Source organism: Leminorella richardii, from assembly GCF_900478135.1.
Lineage (GTDB): Bacteria > Pseudomonadota > Gammaproteobacteria > Enterobacterales > Enterobacteriaceae > Leminorella > Leminorella richardii.
Window position 1 is genome coordinate 229,368 of sequence record NZ_LS483470.1, and the last position, 20,912, is coordinate 250,279.

General features: G+C 53.7%; 22 protein-coding genes. 13 read left to right on the top strand and 9 right to left on the bottom strand.

Annotation, left to right across the window (positions count from 1 at the left end; translation table 11 throughout):
• Position 1: 1 nt before the first annotated feature.
• Positions 2–799 (top strand): sugar/pyridoxal phosphate phosphatase YigL, encoded by a 798-nt coding sequence (gene yigL / locus DQM29_RS01025; protein WP_111738905.1) that lies wholly within the window; start codon positions 2–4, stop codon positions 797–799.
• Positions 800–864: 65 nt separating this feature from the next.
• Here the strand turns inward: yigL and glpQ are convergent, their stop codons facing one another.
• Both glpQ and glpT read right to left on the bottom strand, forming a co-directional pair.
• On the bottom strand, positions 865–1,953 hold the full coding sequence (gene glpQ / locus DQM29_RS01030; RefSeq protein ID WP_111738906.1) for a glycerophosphodiester phosphodiesterase: 1,089 nt from the start codon (positions 1,951–1,953) through the stop codon (positions 865–867).
• A gap of 255 nt (positions 1,954–2,208) precedes the next feature.
• Positions 2,209–3,567: a glycerol-3-phosphate transporter gene (glpT, locus tag DQM29_RS01035; RefSeq protein WP_111738907.1), complete on the bottom strand. Its 1,359-nt coding sequence runs from the start codon at positions 3,565–3,567 to the stop codon at positions 2,209–2,211.
• Positions 3,568–3,946: 379 nt separating this feature from the next.
• Between glpT and glpA the strand changes: the two genes are divergently transcribed.
• The 3 genes from glpA to glpC are packed head-to-tail and all read left to right on the top strand — an operon-like array spanning position 3,947 to position 8,038.
• Entirely contained in the window at positions 3,947–5,587 is a 1,641-nt protein-coding gene (gene glpA / locus DQM29_RS01040) for an anaerobic glycerol-3-phosphate dehydrogenase subunit A (protein WP_111738908.1), read from the top strand.
• A complete protein-coding gene (glpB, locus tag DQM29_RS01045) occupies positions 5,577–6,839 on the top strand; it encodes a glycerol-3-phosphate dehydrogenase subunit GlpB (RefSeq protein WP_111738909.1) in 1,263 nt (420 codons plus the stop codon). The genes glpA and glpB overlap by 11 nt, the downstream gene beginning before the upstream one ends.
• Positions 6,836–8,038, top strand: coding sequence for an anaerobic glycerol-3-phosphate dehydrogenase subunit GlpC (gene glpC, locus DQM29_RS01050; RefSeq protein WP_111738910.1), 1,203 nt, complete (start codon positions 6,836–6,838; stop codon positions 8,036–8,038). Before glpB ends, glpC begins: the two co-directional genes overlap by 4 nt.
• 154 nt (positions 8,039–8,192) lie before the next feature.
• Here glpC and DQM29_RS01055 read toward each other — a convergent pair whose 3' ends face one another.
• From DQM29_RS01055 to DQM29_RS01065, 3 genes are all read right to left on the bottom strand, one after another.
• A complete protein-coding gene (locus tag DQM29_RS01055) occupies positions 8,193–8,765 on the bottom strand; it encodes a DcrB-related protein (RefSeq protein WP_170126464.1) in 573 nt (190 codons plus the stop codon).
• Positions 8,766–8,908: 143 nt separating this feature from the next.
• Positions 8,909–9,580 (bottom strand): 7-cyano-7-deazaguanine/7-aminomethyl-7-deazaguanine transporter, encoded by a 672-nt coding sequence (locus DQM29_RS01060; protein ID WP_111738912.1) that lies wholly within the window; start codon positions 9,578–9,580, stop codon positions 8,909–8,911.
• 184 nt (positions 9,581–9,764) lie between these two features.
• Positions 9,765–10,661: a pirin family protein gene (locus DQM29_RS01065; RefSeq protein ID WP_111738913.1), complete on the bottom strand. Its 897-nt coding sequence runs from the start codon at positions 10,659–10,661 to the stop codon at positions 9,765–9,767.
• Between the two features lie 122 nt (positions 10,662–10,783).
• Here DQM29_RS01065 and tusA point away from each other — a divergent pair, with 122 nt between their 5' ends.
• On the top strand, positions 10,784–11,032 hold the full coding sequence (tusA, locus tag DQM29_RS01070; RefSeq protein ID WP_111738914.1) for a sulfurtransferase TusA: 249 nt from the start codon (positions 10,784–10,786) through the stop codon (positions 11,030–11,032).
• A 14-nt stretch (positions 11,033–11,046) separates the two neighbouring features.
• Here tusA and DQM29_RS01075 read toward each other — a convergent pair whose 3' ends face one another.
• Positions 11,047–11,673: a lysoplasmalogenase gene (locus tag DQM29_RS01075; RefSeq protein ID WP_111738915.1), complete on the bottom strand. Its 627-nt coding sequence runs from the start codon at positions 11,671–11,673 to the stop codon at positions 11,047–11,049.
• A gap of 162 nt (positions 11,674–11,835) precedes the next feature.
• Here DQM29_RS01075 and DQM29_RS01080 point away from each other — a divergent pair, with 162 nt between their 5' ends.
• The gene (locus tag DQM29_RS01080) at positions 11,836–12,156 is read left to right on the top strand and encodes a DUF1820 family protein (RefSeq protein WP_111738916.1); all 321 of its coding nucleotides are present in this window, start codon (positions 11,836–11,838) and stop codon (positions 12,154–12,156) included.
• 16 nt (positions 12,157–12,172) lie between these two features.
• On the opposite strand, the gene DQM29_RS01085 is transcribed toward DQM29_RS01080, so the two are convergent.
• Together DQM29_RS01085 and rsmD are read right to left on the bottom strand one after the other, a co-directional pair.
• Positions 12,173–12,454, bottom strand: a complete 282-nt coding sequence (locus DQM29_RS01085) for a DUF1145 family protein (protein WP_111741955.1) — start codon at positions 12,452–12,454, stop codon at positions 12,173–12,175.
• Positions 12,455–12,470: 16 nt separating this feature from the next.
• Positions 12,471–13,079 (bottom strand): 16S rRNA (guanine(966)-N(2))-methyltransferase, encoded by a 609-nt coding sequence (gene rsmD / locus DQM29_RS01090; RefSeq protein WP_111738917.1) that lies wholly within the window; start codon positions 13,077–13,079, stop codon positions 12,471–12,473.
• Between the two features lie 245 nt (positions 13,080–13,324).
• On the opposite strand from rsmD, the gene ftsY reads away from it, so the two are divergent.
• From ftsY to DQM29_RS01125, 7 genes are all read left to right on the top strand, one after another.
• On the top strand, positions 13,325–14,833 hold the full coding sequence (gene ftsY, locus DQM29_RS01095) for a signal recognition particle-docking protein FtsY (protein ID WP_111738918.1): 1,509 nt from the start codon (positions 13,325–13,327) through the stop codon (positions 14,831–14,833).
• 6 nt (positions 14,834–14,839) lie between these two features.
• Positions 14,840–15,505 (top strand): cell division ATP-binding protein FtsE, encoded by a 666-nt coding sequence (gene ftsE / locus DQM29_RS01100; protein WP_111738919.1) that lies wholly within the window; start codon positions 14,840–14,842, stop codon positions 15,503–15,505.
• Positions 15,498–16,478: a permease-like cell division protein FtsX gene (gene ftsX, locus DQM29_RS01105; RefSeq protein ID WP_111738920.1), complete on the top strand. Its 981-nt coding sequence runs from the start codon at positions 15,498–15,500 to the stop codon at positions 16,476–16,478. The genes ftsE and ftsX overlap by 8 nt, the downstream gene beginning before the upstream one ends.
• A gap of 261 nt (positions 16,479–16,739) precedes the next feature.
• The gene (rpoH, locus tag DQM29_RS01110; protein ID WP_111738921.1) at positions 16,740–17,597 is read left to right on the top strand and encodes an RNA polymerase sigma factor RpoH; all 858 of its coding nucleotides are present in this window, start codon (positions 16,740–16,742) and stop codon (positions 17,595–17,597) included.
• 163 nt (positions 17,598–17,760) lie between these two features.
• Entirely contained in the window at positions 17,761–18,084 is a 324-nt protein-coding gene (glpE, locus tag DQM29_RS01115) for a thiosulfate sulfurtransferase GlpE (RefSeq protein ID WP_111738922.1), read from the top strand.
• A gap of 128 nt (positions 18,085–18,212) precedes the next feature.
• Positions 18,213–19,052: a rhomboid family intramembrane serine protease GlpG gene (glpG, locus tag DQM29_RS01120; RefSeq protein WP_111738923.1), complete on the top strand. Its 840-nt coding sequence runs from the start codon at positions 18,213–18,215 to the stop codon at positions 19,050–19,052.
• Between the two features lie 108 nt (positions 19,053–19,160).
• A complete protein-coding gene (locus DQM29_RS01125; RefSeq protein WP_111738924.1) occupies positions 19,161–19,922 on the top strand; it encodes a DeoR/GlpR family transcriptional regulator in 762 nt (253 codons plus the stop codon).
• Positions 19,923–19,995: 73 nt separating this feature from the next.
• Here the strand turns inward: DQM29_RS01125 and DQM29_RS01130 are convergent, their stop codons facing one another.
• Positions 19,996–20,898, bottom strand: a complete 903-nt coding sequence (locus tag DQM29_RS01130; protein WP_111738925.1) for a LysR family transcriptional regulator — start codon at positions 20,896–20,898, stop codon at positions 19,996–19,998.
• Between the last annotated feature and the right edge of the window lie 14 nt (positions 20,899–20,912).

Sequence of the window (20,912 nt, forward strand, 5' to 3'; positions counted from 1 at the left end):
TATGTTTCCTATCGTTGCATCCGATCTGGACGGTACGCTGTTGCAGAACGACCACACGCTTTCCCCCTACGCGAAGGACACGCTGCGTCTGATTGCTCAAAGCGGTATCCATTTTGTATTTGCAACTGGTCGTCACCACGTTGACGTTGGTCAGATCCGCGATGGCCTAGGCATTGACTCCTATATGATCACCTCCAACGGCGCTCGCGTGCATAATCCGCAGGGCGATTTGATCCTGAGTCATAACCTTGACCCGAACATCGCCTATGAGCTTTACCACATTGTGGCGGATAACCCCTATATCGAAACTCACGTTTATCGCAACGATGACTGGCTAACTAACCGCGACAGTGAAGACTTAAAGAACTTTCATCAGGAATCAGATTTCAGCTACCAGCTGTTTGAGCCGGATACGATGGCGACAGACGGCATCTGTAAGGTGTTTTTCACCAGCTTTGAACACGATCGTCTGCTCAAGCTGGAAGAGACCATCAATCAGATTTATGGCGATCGCGTTCACGCCACGTTTTCTTTGGACTACTGTCTGGAAGTGATGGGGGCAAACGTCTCTAAAGGCCGTGCGCTGCAGGAAGTGTCTGGGCTAATGGGTTACGGCCTGAAAGACTGCATTACTTTCGGCGACGGTATGAACGACGCGGAAATGCTGTCAATGGCCGGTAAGGGCTGCATTATGCAAAACGGTTCACCCCGGCTGAAGAACACTCTGCCACAGCTGGAAGTGATCGGCAGCAACGTCGATGATGCCGTGATGCACTATTTGAGAAGAATGTACCTGTAGTGGGTAGATTAGGTAGTAAAAACGGGCGCCTTGGGCGCCCGCTCTGTTTATAACGTCGTTACACACTATTTATGCTGCTTCTGCTTTTCCAAAAACTTCACTGCCATATCGGGGAAGTCAGAGAACAGCCCGTCAACGTTCGCCTGATTGTACATGATGTCCAGAAGCTGGTTCATGTCGGTGGCGTAGGGTGGTAGGGCATCAGCGCGCAGGGTGTAGGGATGTACCACCATTCCGGCCTTGTGGGCTTCCTGCATCATGGGGGAAAGCACTGCTTTTCCCGGTTTGGAGGCCTTCACGTCAAGCAGCATTGGGTACTGAGGGCCAATGCCGTCGGCATACTTGGCGATTTCGCTCATGGCACCGGGCTTAAACATCCAGTCGTAGCTGTAGTTCACCAGCTTACCCTGTGCATCGGGCTCGAAGGTCTCTTCCCAGTCGGTATAGGCAATAAGCTGAACCAGCTTCAGATCCATGCCCGCTTTGGGCATCAGTTCGGTCTTGATGCGTTTAAGTTCGTTGAAGTCAAAGCACTGAAGGTAAACGTTGTCGCTTTTCTTGGTGTAGCCGTATTTTTTCAGCACTTCCAGCGTTTTGGCAGTGATGTCCTTGCCTTCGCTGCGGTGGAACCAAGGGGCTTTGATTTCCGGATAGATACCAATATTTTTACCGGTAGAGTGGTTCAGACCCTGCACAAATTCGATTTCGTCTTCAAACGTGTGGATGCGAAAATCGGATTTACCCATTGGGAAGCGGCCGGGGTAGCTCTGAACTCTCTTGCCGTCTTTAATATCGAAACCTTCAGTGAACTTCAGCGACTTAATTTCGTCAAGAGTAAAGTCGATTGCGTAGTAGCGGCCGTCTTTACGCGCTCTGTCAGGGAACCTGTCGGCTACATCGGTTACGCGATCAAGGTAGTGATCGTGCAGGACAATCAGGCGATCGTCTTTGGTCATAACCAAATCCTGTTCCAGAAAGTCTGCACCCTGCTGATAGGCCATCGCCTTTGAGGCTAGCGTGTGCTCAGGCAGGTAGCCGCTGGCACCACGATGGGCGATAACAATTTTGTCTGCCTTTTGTGCTGCCTGAACGGCTGGAAGCAGCGCCATTCCTAGCACCATGCCTGCTAAAAGCGTTTTAAAACCTGTTCTCATCCTTTTCTCTCCTACTGTTGTTGTAAAAGCGCGATCGCCGCCGTAAGGCTGAAAAGCGCGCAGCAAACGGGTTAAGCCTTGTGGCTTAGCTGTTTTTGTTACATGACTGATGGAAATAGTATTTGCGCTAGGTGACGTCCGTGTGACGCTGGCAAATAGGGTTTGAACTGCGTTTTTATTGCTGTGTGACGTGATGGTTTGCGCTGCGGCCTGATAAACAGGCGCGCAGCGCGACGTTATTTCAACGTGTACGGATTAGTTACCGGCCTGCTTGGCCAGCATTTCCGCTTTGTGCTTGTTTTCGCTCAGCATGGTCATGATGAGCAGAATAACAGCCAGCACACAGCCGCCGATCATCACCATAAAGCCGCCGTCCCAACCGAAGAAGTCAACGGTGTAGCCGACGATAGCGCTTGCTGCGACGGAGCCGCCCAGGTAGCCGAACAGACCGGTGAAGCCTGCGGCAGTACCCGCCGCTTTCTTCGGAGCCAGCTCCAGAGCGTGCAGACCGATAAGCATAACAGGGCCGTAGATCAGGAAGCCGATGACGGTCATACACAGCATATCGATGCCAGGGTTACCCTCTGGGTTCAGCCAGTAAACGACAGTGGCGATAGTTACCAGCACCATAAAGAAGACGCCGGTTGCGCCGCGGTTGCCCTTGAACACTTTGTCTGACATCCAGCCGCACAGCAGAGTACCGGGGATACCTGCGTACTCATAGAAGAAGTAGGCCCAGGATGACTTATCCAGTGCAAAGTGCTTCACTTCTTTCAGGTAGGTTGGTGACCAGTCCAGAATGCCGTAGCGCAGCAGGTAAACGAACACGTTAGCAATGGCGATGTACCACAGCAGTTTGTTCGGGAATACGTACTTCATGAAGATTTCTTTCGCGCTCAGTTCTTCTTCATCTTTTTCCGTATAGTCAGGCGGATAGTCGTTTTTGTACTCTTCAATTGACGGCAGCCCGCATGACTGCGGCGTATCGCGCATCAGGGCAAAAGCGATCAGAGCAACGATGATGGCGCAGAGAGCCGGCATGTAGAAAGCGGCTTTCCAGTCGTTAAACCACGCCATACCCAACAGGAACAGCAGAGGAGGAATACCGCCGCCGACGTTGTGGGCGCAGTTCCAGACGGAGACGATACTTCCGCGCTCTTTCTGTGACCACCAGTGAACCATGGTGCGACCGCACGGCGGCCAGCCCATACCCTGGAACCATCCACAGATGAACAGCAGCACAAACATGATCATGATGCTGGAGGTTGCCCATGGCATAAAGCCCATCAACAGCATGACGACAGAGGCGAGGATCAGACCCGCAGGCAGGAACACGCGAGGGTTAGAGCGGTCGGATACGGAACCCATAATGAACTTGGAGAAACCGTAAGCGATAGAAATACCGGAAAGGGCAAAGCCCAAATCGCCGCGGCTAAAGCCCTGCTCTACCAGATAAGGCATGGCCAGAGCAAAGTTTTTGCGAACCAGATAGTAAGCGGCGTAGCCGAAGAAGATCCCCATGAAAATCTGCCACCGAAGGCGGCGATAAGTCGGATCGATCTTATCCTGCGGTAGACGCGCGATGTGCTGCGCGGGTTTAAAAATACTTAGCATAGTGCCTCCACTGGCAGTCATTTATCTCTGTATTTTCGTATGAGTGTAATAATTAGCGTGATCATCGATCGGATGCTCACAGTATTTTCATTATCGCTCAGTGCGTTGTTATCCATTATCTCGCTACTGGCATTTTTTAGCGGTGAATTACCGTCATTTCTTCACTTTTGCCGAGCGAAATGTATCATCTTTTTAACTTAAAGTGTGGAATGTTAATGCAAGTGTTGTGATTCTTATCACACTAATGTTCTTTTCTGAGCGAATTGAATCTAATTTTGCTCGAATTTGTTCCTTATCAAACAAAATTGGCGCAGGATATGTTTAAATAAAACCATAGACGTATTCCAGACGTTGAGAACGACAGCGGGAGCAATTGATAATGAGCGTTTTTCCTTCAATCGAGACGGATGTCATCATCATTGGCGGCGGCGCCACCGGCGCTGGCGTAGCGCGAGACTGTGCTCGTCGCGGGCTGCGCACCGTTCTGTTGGAACGACACGATATTGCTACTGGCGCAACGGGGCGTAACCACGGCCTGCTGCACAGCGGCGCTCGCTATGCCGTCACGGATGCCGAATCGGCTCGTGAGTGTATAGAAGAAAACAAAATTCTCAAGCGCATTGCGCGTCACTGTGTAGAGCAAACCGACGGCCTGTTCCTGACGCTGCCGGAAGACGACATAGCGTTTCAATCTACCTTTATTGACGCCTGCCGTGCCGCAGGTATTGACGCTCAGGCAATGGATCCTCAAGAGGCGCTTCGCTTCGAGCCGTCCGCTAACCCTGACATGCTCGGCGCCGTCAGAGTGCCAGACGGCACCGTTGACCCGTTTCGCCTGACAGCCGCAAACGTGCTGGACGCTCGCGAGCACGGTGGGCAAGTGTTCACTTACCATGAAGTTATCGGCCTGATCCAAGAAGGCGCCCGCGTAGTTGGCGTTAAGGCTTATGACCACTATCGCAAAGAGATGCGCGAAATACGCGCTGCTATTGTGGTTAACGCAGGAGGTATCTGGGGTCAGCACATTGCTGAATATGCAGAGCTTCGCGTGCGCATGTTCCCCGCCAAAGGGGCGCTGCTGATCATGGGGCACCGTATCAACAACCGCGTGATTAACCGCTGCCGCAAGCCTGCTGATGCAGACATTCTGGTACCGGGTGACACTATTTCCCTGATTGGCACCACCTCGACCCGCATCCCGTATGACGACATTGACAACATGATCGTAACGCCGGAAGAGGTGGATGTGCTTATTCGTGAGGGCAGTCGTTTAGCGCCGAAGTTAGCACACACTCGCATTCTTCGCGCCTACGCGGGTGTTCGTCCGCTGGTGGCTAGCGATGACGATCCGTCAGGCCGCAACGTCAGCCGGGGAATCGTGCTGCTGGATCACGCGGTGCGCGATGGGCTGGAAGGCTTTATCACCATTACAGGCGGCAAGCTGATGACCTATCGCCTGATGGCCGAGTGGGCAACGGATAAAGTGTGCGAAAAGCTTGGTCATAAAGGTGAGTGTACAACGGCTCAAGAGGCTCTGCCCGGCTCTCGCCAGTCAGCGGAAGAGACGCTGGGGAAAGTCATTTCTCTGCCTTCGACGATTCGAGGCTCAGCGGTTTACCGCCACGGCGATCGCGCGACCGAACTGGTGAGCGACGATCGTCTGGACAACAGCCTGGTGTGTGAGTGCGAAGCGGTCACCGCCGGTGAAGTGCGCTACGCCGTTGCATCACTGAATGTGAATAATCTTATCGACCTGCGCCGCCGCACTCGCGTCGGCATGGGCACCTGCCAGGGGGAGCTGTGCGCCTGCCGCGCAGCCGGGCTACTCAACCGGTTTAAAGTAGCGACGCCCCAACAGTCGCTCACTCAGCTTTCGACTTTCCTGAATGAACGCTGGAAGGGCGTTCGCCCAATCGCGTGGGGAGACGCGCTGCGGGAAAGTGAATTCACCAGCTGGGTTTATCAGGGGCTGTGTGGTCTGGATCCCTCATCCAGCGTGGAGAAGAGTAATGAAATTTGATGTAGCCATTATTGGCGGCGGCCTGGCAGGCCTTTCCTGCGGTATTCGACTTGCTCAAGAGGGCAAACGCTGCGCGATTATCAGCGCCGGTCAGAGCGCGCTGCACTTTTCGTCCGGCTCGCTGGACTTCCTCAGCTATCGCGCTGACGGCTCAGTGATTGAACGCCCGCTGGACGCGCTGGCGGAGCTTGGTCAGGAACACCCCTACTCAAAGTTGGGCAAAGAAGCCGTTCTTCGTATGGCAAAGCAGGCGGAAGGTTTACTGGCGGAGTGCGGGCTGCAGTTCTACGGTTCGATTGACCAAAACCATCGACGGGTAACGCCGTTAGGAACGCTGAGAGCAACCTGGCTCAGCCCCAATGAAGTGCCCGTTGCCCCAGTGAGCGGGCATTTACCGTGGCAGCGCGTTGCCGTGATTGGTATTGAAGGTTTTCTGGACTTCCAGCCGCAGCTGGCAGCCGCATCGCTGGAAGAACGCGGTATTGAGACCGTTACCGACTATCTGCACCTTCCCGCGCTCGATCGCTTAAGGAAAAACCCCAGCGAGTTTCGCGCTTCCAATATTTCACGAGTGTTAGATCTGCCGGAAAACCTTGAACTACTGGCACAGGAAGTGACGCGTCTGGCTGAGAATGTTGACGCTGTGCTTCTTCCTGCCTGCATCGGGTTGGAAGATACTCACGCGATTGAGACACTTCGCCAGCGAGCCGGCAAGCCGGTGATGTTAGTACCCACTTTACCCCCGTCACTACTGGGGATCCGCCTACATCAGGCACTTCGCCGACGCTTTCAGCAGCTTGGCGGCCAGTTTATGCCCGGTGATTCGGTACTGAAGGCTGAGCTGAAAAACCAGCGCGTAACGCGCATCTATACCCGCAACCATACCGATATCCCTATCGTTGCTGAGCACGTTGTGCTGGCGAGTGGTAGCTTCTTTAGCAACGGACTGATTGCAGAATTTGAGCGCGTTTATGAGCCCGTCTTTGGGCTGGACATTCTCGACGTGCCTCACCGCCCACAGTGGACACACAAGGATATGTTCGAACCTCAGCCTTACCTGCGCTTTGGCGTGAAGGCGGATGAGAAGCTGCACGGTACCGTTTGCGGGCAACCGCTAAGCAATCTGTACGTCATCGGCGCTGTGCTGGGAGGATACGATCCGCTACAGCAGGGGTGTGGTGCAGGCGTCTCTCTGGTAACAGCACAGTATGCCGCAGAGCAGATCCTTTCTGAGGTGGAGGTGGCGCAATGAGCCTGACGACTGACAACAGCTTTGAAAACTGTATCAAGTGCACCGTTTGCACAACGTACTGCCCCGTTGCGAAAGTGAATCCTAACTATCCGGGGCCAAAGCAGGCCGGGCCGGACGGTGAGCGCCTGCGGCTGAAAGATCCGTCTTTATACGATGAGGCGCTGAAGTACTGCACCAACTGTAAGCGTTGTGAAGTAGCCTGCCCTTCCGATGTGAAAATCGGCGATATCATCCAGCGCGCGCGCATTGACTATGCGCCGACCAAATTTAAGCTGCGGGACGCAGTTCTGAGCCATACGGATCTGATGGGAACCCTGTCCACGCCGTTTGCACCGCTGGTGAATGCCACCGTGGGTCTGAAGCCGGTAAAGGGCATTCTGGACAGCGTGCTGAAAATAGACCATCGCCGCGATTTGCCAAAATACTCTTTCGGCACCTTCCGTCAGTGGTTCCGCAAGCAGGCGGCGAAACAGCAGGCGTTTGCCGATCAGGTCGCGTTTTTCCACGGCTGCTTTGTTAACTATAACCATCCGCAGCTGGGGAAAGATCTGGTGCGGGTGCTTAACGCCATGGGAATGGGCGTTCAACTGCTGAAAAAAGAGAAGTGCTGCGGCGTCCCTCTTATTGCTAACGGCTTTATCGATCGTGCGAAGAAGCAGGCCGGTGTGAACGCGGAGTCGCTGGTTGATGCGGTGATCGGTAAGGGGATCCCCGTTGTTGCAACCTCTTCAACCTGTACATTCACGCTACGCGATGAGTATCCACACCTGCTGGGTGTTGATACCACGTCGGTGCGCGACCAGATTGAACTGGCGACGCGCTTTATTTACCGCCTGCTGTCTGAAGGGCGGGAGCTAAAGCTCAAGCATACGCCGATGAAGATCGCCTATCACACGCCTTGCCATATGGAAAAAATGGGCTGGACGGCCTATACCCTCGCGCTGTTGGAGCGGATCCCCGGCGTTGAGCTTATAGTACTGGACTCTCAGTGCTGCGGCATTGCCGGTACCTACGGTTTCAAGAAAGAAAACTACGAAACCTCTCAGGGCATTGGGGCTTCGCTGTTCCGACAAATTGAAGAAAGCGGTGTGGATTTTGTGGTCAGCGACTGCGAAACCTGTAAATGGCAAATTGAAATGTCGACCACTAAACGCTGTGAACATCCGATCACGCTGCTAGCGCAAGCGCTGGCAGACTGAAAGAGTAAACGATTATGGGAAGACCCGAGAGGGTGTTTTCCGGTCAACGTTAACTCTGACGAATGACCGGTTTCTGGCAGGAGAGTGTATTTTCTGTTTCAGGCGACCTTATAGGTCGCCCGTTTTTTTTCTACGGTACTTGTACTTTGCGGTTTTATGGCTGAATTTTCAGTGAGGTGATAAACGCCTCAACCGCTTTTTCCGCATCGGCCTGCTGTTCAGCAGGATAGGTAAGCTGGATAGTCAGTAACTGCTCACCCACTTGACCAAGCAGCGTAGACGAGTAATTTTTATTGCCGTCGATGCGCACCAGCGTATCAAGGCGCTGTAGAGTTTGCCCGCTGACTTCAATAGGCGCCTTTTTCAGCAGCGTTAATTCGCTATCGCGCATTTTCTGCTGTGCTTCCATACGGGTTATCAGGTTATCCAGCGAGTCGGCAGGCATCGAGCTGCTGATAACAATCAGCATCTTTTGCGCGGCGTTGTCGGCAAAAATCGCCATATTCGTAGTTTGAGAAGGGCTTTTGCCGCTTTGATCCTGTAGGCCGTCAGGAACAGTAAAGCTGACCTTTCCACCTAAAACCTGAGTTTGGCCACCGGAAGCGCCGGGCTGTGCAGCAGAAGAACCGTTTTCAGCAGGTGCTGTTGGTGTGTCCTTATTACCGTCACAGGCGGTGAGGCTTACAGCAAACAGACACAGACCCATAGTTTTGATTAACTTCTGCATGGCACTTCCTTTATCTCTCATATAGTTATCGGGGCATATTTATCAGAGCTCTGGCAGCAGCATTATTTTTCACTGCCGCCACGCCCGCGTAAAGTATAAAAATATCACCAAGATCCGGTGTGCGCCAAAATTATCTCGATTATTTAGGCCGCATCGTGTGAAAGCTTGGGCGATGACTGGATGTGTACCAGCCGCTTTAACAGCACGTTCAGCAGAATACCGTACATCGGCAGGAAGAACAGTGCACAGATAAGCAGCTTGAACACGTAGTCGACCAGCGCGATCTCAACCCAGTTTTCCGCCATGAATGCGTTGCTGCTCTTGTAGAAGGCAATAGAGAAGAACGCAATGGTGTCGCTGAGGTTACCAAAAACAGCTGAAACGCTGGGAGCTACCCACCAGGCTTTTAGCTGGCGCAGTCGGTTGAAAACGTAAATATCGAGAATTTGCCCTAGCACGTAAGCCATAAAGCTGGCGATAGCGATACGGGCGACCACCAGATTGATCTGGTGTATGGCCTGATATCCCTGCCATGAGCCCTCGTAAAACCAGGTGGACAGCAGGTAAGAGATAAGCAGTGCAGGCATCATGACGACCAGAATAATGCGCCGAGCCAGCGGTGCACCAAACACCCGAACGGTGAGGTCTGTCGTCAAGAAGATAAACGGAAAGGTAAACGCGCCCCAGGTGGTATGGAAGCCAAAAATGGTGATAGGCAGCTGAACCAGATAGTTGCTGGAGGCAATAATCAGAATATGGAAGAACGAAAGCCATAGCAGCGCTTTAAGCCGCTGTTGTGCGGAAAACTCAAACATGTTGTGACCTTTTTAGTTAAACGGCTTGCGCCTGCTGGGGTGAGGGAACCCAGCGCTGTATAAAATCAGTATTGTATAAAATATGTTCGCCGACGAATCGAGCGCCGCAGATGATACCGCGTTATTCGACGAATGCAATCGGAGATTGCAGCGATGCGTGGCTAAACGCGGCGTTTGGCGCTTTTTACGGCATTTTCGGCGCAGGCGTTGGCGACTGTTCTGATCCCGGCACGCTGCCGAAACGGGCGTCCGCCGCGTTCCACTCTTCAACCGCCTGACGCAGCTCTTCTTTAGTTCTCCCGACGAAGTTCCACCACATAAGCACCTCTTCGCCCAGCGGTTCACCGCCAAGCAGCAGGATGCGGCTGTTTTCTTTCAGCGTGAGCGGTAGTTCAGCATTGCCAGAAGAGAGATAGGCCAGTTCGTTTTGGCTGAAGGCCTCTTGCCCAATCAAGGCTTCACCTTCTAAAACGAACAGGCCGTACTCAAAGTCTTGTTGAAGAGGCACTGTGAGCTGCGCCTGATGGTGATTGGCGATGTCTACGCCGACCAGCTCCGAGAAGCTTAGCGTTGGTGCGCGATAGCCAGAAAAGTCCCCTGTCAGCAGCGTGAAGCTAACGCCATCGCGGCTCCATTTTGGCAGGTTAGGGTAGTGGTCGAAACGCGGCGGCATGTCTTTGACGGCAGCAGGTAAGGCTATCCACAGCTGGACGGCGTGCAGTGTTAGCGATCCCGGTACGGCGTTTTCCGAGTGGGATATTCCGCGCCCGGCTGTCATCAGATTAACCTGTCCGGGGCGGATCACCTGCTCATAGCCCAGGCTGTCGCGGTGCAGAATTTCTCCTTCTAGCATCCAGGTAAATGTTTGCAGCCCCGTGTGGGGGTGGGGAGCAACGTGCATACTTTGCGCATCGCTTTGGAAAACGGCAGGTCCTGCGTGGTCGAGGAAGCACCAGGCACCGATAAGGCGACGCTCTTTAACAGGCAGCCCGCGGGCAACGGGGATGCCGCCGACGTCTTTTGTTCTGGAGACGATGCGCTGAAGAGCGGGCTGTTGGGGCGGTGTTGATGAGTTCGACATGGCTTTCTCCTATTCCTTTCGCGTACGTCTAGTGTATTCGTTTGGCTTGCGCTCATTGTGCATCGTATTAAACTAGGCAAATCGGTTTTTAGACAGCTTTTTAAGACAGCAGCAGGTTTCCTATGACAGACGCGTTTGCCAATCCCGACCGTACCCTTGATGCGTTAGGGTTACGCTGCCCAGAACCCGTTATGATGGTGCGCAAAACAGTGCGCCACATGGCAAGCGGGCAGACGCTGCTTATCGTAGCTGATGACCCGGCGACTGTCCGCGATATCCCCGGTTTTTGCCGCTTTATGGACCACGAACTGTTGGCCGCGGAAACTGAAGATACGCCTTACCGCTACCTGATCCGCAAGGGCGATGCCTGATTTCTGGCACCCGTCTAGATATGCAGTGACCTGACGATCGTAAAGTGGCCTAAAAAATAGCACACCGCGATCGCCGCACTGGCGGCTTTGAACGGCAGGTAGTATTTATCCGTCAGCCACAAGATGGCTGACATCAACAGCAAAACGCTGCCAATAAGCTGGCTGAAGGCCATGTCGTTAGGTGCAGCCAGGTAGCTGCTTGTCGTTATTCCTACCATCAATAGCGTGACTGCCAAATAGGCAGCGGCTGGCCAACGCATATCTGCCAGTCGGTTCCACAGCAGCGCCATGATAGTTAGCCCAACAGCAAGTAAAATCACAACCGGCGGCCAGTAGAAGCTGAGAGCCAGCGATGACGCAAAGCACAGCGTATAGGCCAGATGGGAAACAATTAGCGCACCGACAGCGTACAGCACGCGCTCTTGGGAAACCGCCTGAACGATGTCCGCTGCCAGACTGGCCAGCAATCCAATGGGAATAAGGTAGCTGACGCCGGTGAGTTCGGGAGATTGCCAGGCCCACAGCAGCATAAGAAGCATCGTGACGGGTTTAAACGCCCAGCGCTGCCAGCGAGGGCCGCGATAGGCCGCATCAACGTAGATCCAACCGGAAAATATGACGGCTAAAAGAGGCCAGCTCATAGGTTTATCCTTCAGGCTTTCAAGCGGTTCGATAACTTAAGTGTAGGAATAACCCGTTAGTTAAACAATGAATAATGCCGTTTCCGCTAGTGAAGTCGCATTCTTTCTGCGGTTATGTTAATTTTTTGGCGAGTTCGATATTCAGTGAGATAAAGCAACGAGATGAGTCAAGAAAAGCCGCTGTACCGCATTCAGTTTATGAACAACGGTAAAAACTATCAGCTATACGTGCGCGAACTGACGCAGAGTTCGCTGTTTGGCTTTGTTGAAATCGGCGATTTTGTTTTTGACAGCGGCAGCTCGCTGCTGGTTGATCCCAGCGAAGAGCGGCTAAAAACGGAATTCTCTGGCGTTACGCGCAGCTTTATTCCTATGCATTCTGTTATCCGCATTGATGCAGTTGCTGAACAGGGCAGCGCGCGAATTTCTGAACTGGGCGATAACGTCACGCCCTTTCCCTATTTTCCCGGTAGAAAGGGCTAGCGGTATCGCCTAACTGTTACTGACCGCTTGGCGGCTTTTGCTGAAATTTGCTCTGCCATGCCAGCAGTTCAAAAACGCCAAACAGCAGGATCCTGACGGCCTGGGCGTTGCCCATTTTCTCTCCATCCTTCGGCAGCGTAGATTTAAGCAGCGCCAGCTGTAGCCCGTGCATAAACAGCGTAAATCCGGTCGCGACGTACAGAAAGTACTTTAGCGGGCTGGGAAAGGGGCTAAACAGATTGAGCAGCAAAAAGCCCCAGACGACAACCATCATCAAACGCCCTATGTTAATCACCAGCTGTTTCATATTCACGTCATTCCTGTTCTGTGTGTTGTGGCGCTGATAGCGGCTGGCGCTGGTAGAGCCGATAGGCAACCTGACCAGCGACTTTTTCCCGATGAAGCTGCCAGGTTGGCGGTACGGCTACCGCTGCGCTTTCTGACTCGGTTTCGACATAAATCCACGCCTCTTCTGCGAGCCAGCCACGCTGCTCTAGTAGGGAGACGGTTTCCGCCAGCAGCCCTTGACGAAAGGGCGGATCGAGAAACACCACGTCAAAGGGTGACGGGCTTCCTTTAAGCCAGCTTAGAGTGTCAGTATGGACTACCTGACCGCCGCGGGCATTTAGCAGCGCCAAATTTTTTTGCAGCCCCTGTGCAACAGAGCGCTCGGCTTCCAGCATGACGACCTGCTCGGCATAGCGAGAAAGGGCTTCAAATCCGAGGGAGCCGCTGCCTGCAAAGCAGTCCAGACAGCGTGCCTCCTGAAGGACTGGCGCTAACCAGTTAAACAGCGTTTCTTTTACCCGATCGGTCGTTGGCCTTAGGCCTGGGCTGTCCGGCACGGGCAGCTTTCTGCCTCGCCACTGCCCGGCGATAATGCGGATTTGACCAGCCTTACTGGGGGAACTCTTTTTACTCATAGGGCGGCTATTGACCAGAAAAACGATTAAGGGTTTATGGCGCTATTATAGCGAGAGCCGGTAGATTTAAAAATGCGTCAGGCACGGCCCGCGTAAATGCGTTTTCTTACGCGCGCTTTTTCGTTGCTGAATGGCATGATTTTGATGGGTCAGATGTTAATATAAAGCCGTTTATCGCGCCGGAGAGTGTTAGACTTGGGCAAAGACGTGAACGTAATGGCGAGTGTGGAGGTTGTGGTTACAGCATGGCGAAAGACAAAAAGCGCGGTTTCTTTTCCTGGTTAGGGCTTAACCGTCAGAGTGAAGACACTGAAAAAAATGAAGAGGCGTTGCCTGAACAGGAAGAAGGCGCTGCCGCAGGGAGCGATGTCGCTGAGCATCCGGTAACTGAAACCCCCGCCGACACAGCGGTCATCGCTGATACCGCAGGCGAACGCTTGCCGGACATCGAGGCTGATAGCGCGCTTGAGGATGAAAAAACCGAGGCAGACGAGACTGCTGAACTCGACGTTCTGGAACCGGCAGAAAGGGATACCGATCGACTCGAAGACGCTGCGCTGTCTGCTGACGTCGCACGCGTTGAGCAAGAAGAGGTTGAAGAACAGCTTCAGAACGCACCTTTTGACGAACGCGAGCTCGACGAGGCCGAAGAAGAAGCCATTGAGGATATCGCTCAGGAAGAGTCCGTTGAGGATGCTCCTTCTGAGTGGGAGCAGGACGAGCCTTTTGACGAAGGCGAGCTTGACGACGCTGAAGAAGAGGCCATTGAGGACATTGAGCAGGAAGAGGCCGTAGAGACGCCGCTTTCCATGCAGGAGCAGGAAAGGCCAACTAAAGAAGGCTTCTTTGCCCGCCTTAAGCGAAGCCTGCTGAAAACCAAGCAGAATCTAGGCTCCGGCTTTATGGGGCTGTTTCGCGGCAAGCGCATTGACGATGAGCTGTTTGAAGAGCTGGAAGAGCAACTGCTTATCGCTGACGTGGGCGTTAACACGACCAGTAAAATTATTGCCTCGCTGACTGAACACGCCAGCCGCCGCGATCTGAAAGACGCGGAAGCGCTGTACGAGCGGCTGAAGGACGAAATGTCCGAGATCCTCAAGGCGGTCGATAAGCCGCTGGACGTCAGCGGCCACAAGCCGTTTGTGATCCTGATGGTGGGCGTTAACGGCGTGGGCAAAACCACCACTATCGGCAAGCTGGCGCGCCAGTTTCAGGCACAGGGCAAGTCAGTCATGCTGGCTGCGGGTGACACCTTTCGCGCCGCAGCGGTTGAGCAGCTTCAGGTGTGGGGGCAGCGCAATAACATTCCGGTTATTGCTCAGCATACCGGTGCCGATTCTGCATCAGTGATTTTCGATGCGATCGAAGCGGCTAAGGCGCGCAACGTTGACGTGCTGATCGCCGATACGGCAGGGCGCCTGCAGAATAAGTCCCACCTGATGGAAGAGCTGAAAAAGATTGTGCGGGTGATGAAGAAGCTGGATGAAGAGGCGCCTCACGAAATTATGCTGACCATTGACGCCAGTACCGGCCAAAACGCCATTAGCCAGACTAAACTGTTTAGTGAGGCAGTAGGGCTCACGGGGATCACGCTGACTAAGCTGGACGGTACGGCAAAGGGCGGGGTTATTTTCTCTGTTGCCGATCAGTTTGGCATCCCTATTCGCTACATTGGCGTTGGTGAAGGCATTGATGACTTACGGCCTTTCCAGGCCAACGACTTTATTGAAGCGCTTTTTGCCCGAGAGGACTAAGCAACAATGATTCGTTTTGAGCAGGTCAGTAAGGCCTATTTAGGAGGGCAGCAGGCGCTACAGAGCGTTAGCTTTCATCTCCGGCAGGCCGAAATGGCGTTTTTAACCGGCCATTCCGGCGCGGGTAAGAGTACGCTTTTAAAGCTGATTTGCGGCATTGAGCGGCCAAGCGCGGGGCATATCTGGTTTTCCGGGCATGACGTGAGCCGCCTGAAGCCAGCAGAGGTGCCCTTTCTGCGCCGCCAAATTGGCATGGTCTTTCAGGATCATAACCTACTGGCGGACAGAACGGTTTATGACAACGTGGCTCTGCCGCTGATTATCTGCGGCGCGTCTCCTGAAGAAATTCGCCGTCGCGCGTCAGCGGCGCTGGATAAGGTCGGTCTGTTGGACAAGGCAAAGTGCCTCCCCGTTCAGCTTTCCGGTGGCGAACAGCAGCGGGTCGGCATCGCCCGCGCGGTGGTGAACAAGCCCGCGGTACTGCTGGCAGATGAGCCTACCGGCAATTTGGACGACGAGCTTTCGGTCGGGATCCTGAAACTGTTTGAAGAGTTTAACCGCGTTGGCGTAACGGTACTGATGGCGACTCACGATCGGGGGCTTATCGCCAGCCGTTCCTATAGGGTTTTGACCCTTTCCCACGGAAGAATGGGAGGAAGCAGCGATGCGTAGTCGTAAGCCTCAGGTGAAAAAGAGCGCGCCGCCGAAGCCAAAAGCAGCGAAGCGCGAAAGCGGTGGCTGGCGCGAACAGTGGCGCTATGCCTGGCGCAATACGACCATCGACATGCTGCGACAGCCTATTGCGACGCTGATGACGGTTGCGGTGATTGCGATTTCGCTGACGCTGCCAAGCCTCGGTTATCTGGTGTGGAAAAACGTTGGTACGGCGGCGGCAAAGTGGTATCCCACGCCGCAGGTGACTGTCTATCTGGAAAAGAGCGTAGCCGATGATGCGGCCAGCGCTTTAGCCGAGCAGATTAAAGGGATGGAAAGCGTTAAAAGCGTCGACTATATGTCTCGCGACAGCGCGCTAAAAGAGTTTCGCGAGTGGTCGGGATTCGGCTCTGCGTTGGACATGCTGAGGGAAAACCCGCTGCCTGCGCTTATCGTTGTGACGCCGAAGTCTGATTTTCTGAATACCACATCGCTAACGACGCTGCGCGACGCAGTTGGCAAGCTGCCCGGCGTCAGTGAAGTCAAAACCGACGACAGCTGGTTCTCTCGCCTGTCTGCGCTGACGCGGCTGGTAGGGTCGATTTCAGGAACAATCGCGGTACTGATGGTGGTAGCGGTGTTCCTCGTTATCGGCAACAGCGTGCGGCTTAACATTTTTAGCCGGCGGGATACGATAAGCGTGATGAAGCTTATCGGCGCGACGGACGGATTTATTCTGCGGCCGTTTTTGAACGGCGGCATGCTGCTGGGGCTGTTTGGTGCGGTGCTGTCTTTAATTATGTCGCAGGCGCTGGTGTGGATGCTGAGCTCATCGGTGACTCAGGCGGCCAGTGTGTTCGGCGCGCTGTTCTCCATTGACGGCCTAAGCTGGGATGAAAGCCTGCTTCTGCTGCTGGTATCCGCCATGATTGGCTGGGGTGCGGCATGGCTTGCAACGGTCAGGCATTTACGTCAGTTTACACCAGGATGAGTTATCCTCTGGTATAATGCCTCATCGATGTGCATGTCGTGCCCTGCGGCTTGAAATAAACCCGCATATCTGCTGTTATAGCAACAGGATCTCAAGATCCCGTTTCACTCAATTTGCCTGAACTTTTGAATGAAACTCGGGTCTAATTATCGAATCATGCAGCGCCGTTCAAGGCCGCTGCTGGCGACGGAAAGGCGGTACCGTCGCGGCGTGTGTAAGTCCGCCAGCGTATGTAATGACGTTTTATTTAAGAGGGTTTGAATGACTAAAGAAATGCAAACTTTGGCCCTGGTTCCACAAGGTAGTCTAGAGGCCTATATTCGGGCTGCTGGCAGCTACCCGATGCTGACAGCAGATGAGGAACGCGAGCTGGCTGAACGGCTGCATTATCACGGCGATTTGGCGGCAGCGAAGAAGCTTATCCTGTCCCATCTGCGCTTTGTTGTTCACGTCGCTCGCAACTACTCAGGCTATGGCCTGCCTCAGGCAGACCTTATCCAAGAGGGCAACATCGGTCTGATGAAAGCGGTGCGCCGCTTTAATCCAGAAGTGGGTGTACGTCTGGTTTCCTTTGCTGTGCACTGGATCAAGGCCGAAATCCACGAGTATGTCCTACGCAACTGGCGCATTGTTAAGATTGCGACTACCAAGGCACAGCGTAAGCTGTTCTTTAACCTGCGTAAGTCCAAGCAGCGCCTGGGCTGGTTTAATCAGGAAGAGGTTGAACTAGTCGCAAAAGAGCTGGGGGTTTCAAGCAAGGACGTGCTTGAGATGGAGTCCCGCATGGCCGCTCAGGACATGGCTTTTGACGCCTCGCCGGATGACGACAGCGAAAGCAGCGTCGTTGCCCCTGCAATGTATCTAGAAGATAAGTCATCTGACTTTGCTGAAAGCATTGAAGATGAAAACTGGGACAGCGATGCCGCCGACAAGCTGACACAGGCTCTAAACGGTCTAGACGAGCGCAGCCAGCACATTATTCGCGCGCGCTGGCTGAACAGCGATGAGTCCAAAGCTACGCTGCAAGAGCTGGCCGATCGCTACGGCGTTTCTGCCGAGCGTGTGCGTCAGCTGGAGAAAAACGCGATGAAGAAACTGCGCGTGGCGATTGAAGCGTAAAGCCTGTTGATAGCTCGAAAAAAAGCGTTGCCTAGCGACGCTTTTTTTATACCTCTTTTCTGACAAAAGCTAACAGGGCTTGCGAATTCGTGGCGGCGGTGGCGAAAGTCGTTATAATAGTTGAGTCTTTTACTATGGTATGTGAACTATTGGTATGTAAGCTATGGAACAATTTTCTATTATCAGCGTCGCAGACGCCTTTGAACGACTGAAGCAGGGCAACGCCGTGCTGGTAGACATTCGCGATGCTCAAAGCTTTACCACGGGGCACGCGCCTGGCGCTTTTCACCTGACGGACGCCAGCCTGAACGGATTTATGCAAAATACTGATTTTGAGCTCCCGGTGATGGTGATGTGCTATCACGGCATCAGCAGTCAAGGGGCGGCTCAGTATTTGGCGCATCAGGGATTCGAGCAGGTTTATAGCGTTGAAGGGGGCTTTGAGTCATGGTCGCGGAGCTTTCCCGACAGCGTTGTCTCCTCTTAAGCCTGCTTCCGATACCCTTATCTCGATAATCCCTCATCGCAGCGGCGCTATTGTGATAAATTAGCTTTTTTAACGTCAGTGCCTTCTCTTGAAAGGCGCTGTGATTTAATCACGTAGAGTGAGTCTGGATGATTCTACTGACCGTATTCTCCAACGCCAGAGCGGCACAGGCTTTTGCTGACTATATGGCAACGCAGAACGTTGAGATTGAGGTGCGTCGGCAGCCTGAGCGTACTGAGCTGTGGCTGCAAAACGACAGCGACGAATCTAAAGCGCGTCGCGCCCTTGAGCACTTTATTCATTACCCCAACGATCCCCGCTATATGGCTGCCAGCTGGGAGTCCGGCACTACCAATGCCGATATTCACTACCAGCGCACGCCGGTGCTTTCTTCTGTACGCGAACGGGCCGGGCCGCTGACGCTGGCGGTTATTGTCGTTTGCGTCATCGTTTATCTGCTGATGCAGCTGTTTGGCGACGACGCGCTAATGACGCTGCTGGCTTACCCTGCAGACAGCAGCCAGTATTTGGAAATGTGGCGCTGGGTAACCCACGCGTTCTTACACTTTTCCCTTATGCACATCCTTTTTAACCTAGTGTGGTGGTGGTATTTGGGCGGCCCGCTGGAAAAGCGCCTCGGAACGGGGAAGCTTCTGGAAATTACGCTGCTGTCTGCTGTGCTGTCGGGCTATGGGCAGGCGGTATTTAGCGGCAATCTGTTTGGCGGCCTGTCCGGCGTGGTTTACGCGCTGATGGGGTACTGCTGGCTCTCAGGAGAGCGGGCACCGGAAAGAGGCGTCTATATGCAGCGCTCTCTGATGGCGTTTTCTGTCGTTTGGCTTCTGGCAGGGTATTTCGATATGTTCGGTTTTTCCATCGCTAACGCGGCTCACGCCGGTGGCCTAGCCGTTGGCTTAGCGCTAGCCTGGTGGGATACATTGCCGTCTAAGAGACATCGGGGACGATAGACCCCACGCTTTATGGGCAAGGTAGCCTCGTTGTGTATAATGGATGCCATAGAGTTAGCCAAAATAATAACAAGGGCGCATCTGGGTAAGCGCATATAAGGTCTAAAAGTGAAACAAACGCAGCGACACGAGTCCATCATTGATTTAGTTCGTAAGCACGGTTATGTCAGTACTGAAGAGCTGGTGGAACACTTTGGCGTCAGTCCGCAGACGATTCGACGGGATCTTAACGAGCTGGCGGAACAGCACAAGATCCAACGCCACCACGGCGGCGCGGCACTGCTGTCCAGCTCTGCCGTTAACGCTGCGTATAACGACCGTAAGGTGATGTGGTTTGAAGAAAAGGCGCGCATTGCCGAGCGAGTAGCCAGCCATATTCCCGACGGCGCGACGCTGTTTATCGATATCGGCACCACGCCGGAAGCGGTGGCTCACGCTCTGCTGAATCATAAAAACCTGCGGGTAGTCACTAATAACCTGAATGTAGCGACGCTGCTAACCGGAAAGCCAGACTTTCGTCTTATCCTTGCCGGGGGTGAAGTGCGCTCGCGTGACGGCGGCATTATTGGTGAAGCAACGTTAGACTTCATTTCTCAATTCCGACTGGACTACGGCATTCTCGGCATCAGCGGCATTGATGGCGACGGTAGCCTGCTGGAGTTTGATTACCACGAAGTGCGCACCAAGCGCGCGATTATTGAGAATTCCCGCTGTGTGATGCTGGTAACCGATCACTCCAAGTTTGGGCGAAATGCGATGGTAAACCTCGGAAATATGGGGCTGATTGACTACCTGTTTACCGACAAGCAGCCGCCAGACAGCGTGATGAACATCATTCGTCAGCACGACGTTAAGCTTGAGCTCTGCTAGCGCACTGTCACGCGATCGTGATAGAGAAAGGGCGCTCAAACGAGCGCCTTTTGCTTTTTTAGTTGGCTCGGCACTATTTCTCTGTTAGAAAATCAACAAACTTCCTGATTTTTAACGGCACATAGCGCGAGTAGGGATAAAGCAGAATAAACGGCCGTGAAGTACCGGCATAGTTGCGTAAGACCTCAACCAGTTCGCCGCGCTGTAGTTCCTGCTCGACGGTAAACCGATAGACCTGCATCAGCCCAGCACCGCTTTTAGCAAGCGTCAGAGTGGCAAGAAAATCCTCTTGGCAGAGAAAGCGCCCGCTAGTTTCCAGCTTTATCTCTTTTCCTTGCTCTATGAATGACCAAGGTATTTTTCTGCCGCTGCTGGGCAGAGCATACTGAATGCACTCGTGGTGAGCCAAATCGGCGAGCACCGCCGGCGCGGGGTGCTGCTGCAAGTAAGACGGCGCTGCGACAACGATAAGCTCCGCGTCCTCTAGTCGGCGAGCGACTAGGCCCGAGTCGTTCAGTTCATTTCCCCTGATGGCAACGTCAAACTTATCTTCGGAAAAATCGATATTCTGATTGCTGACCTGCACATTGATCTTCATATCCGGATAGCGAGCGCAGAATTCAGTCAGCCTAGGCAGTAGGCGATAGTGCGCATACAGCGTCGGAGCGCTGATGCTCAGGACGCCCACAGGAGCCTGACCCTCGCCAGAGATCTTAGTTTCTGCCTCAACCAGCTGGCTTAGCGCTTTGCGGCAGTCCAAATAGTAGCTCTGACCGGCGTCGGTAGTGCGCATACTTCGCGTTGTTCTGATAAACAGCCTAGCCTGTAGCCGCTTTTCTAAACGGGCAACGGATCGGCTAACGGCAGCTGGCGTGACTCCCGCCGCATTGGCTGCTGCCGTGAAGCTGCCGGTTTCAACGGTAAGACAAAACAGCTCGATACTGCCCATTTGGATATCATCAAAGTAGCGCTGCATGACGATTTGTCCTT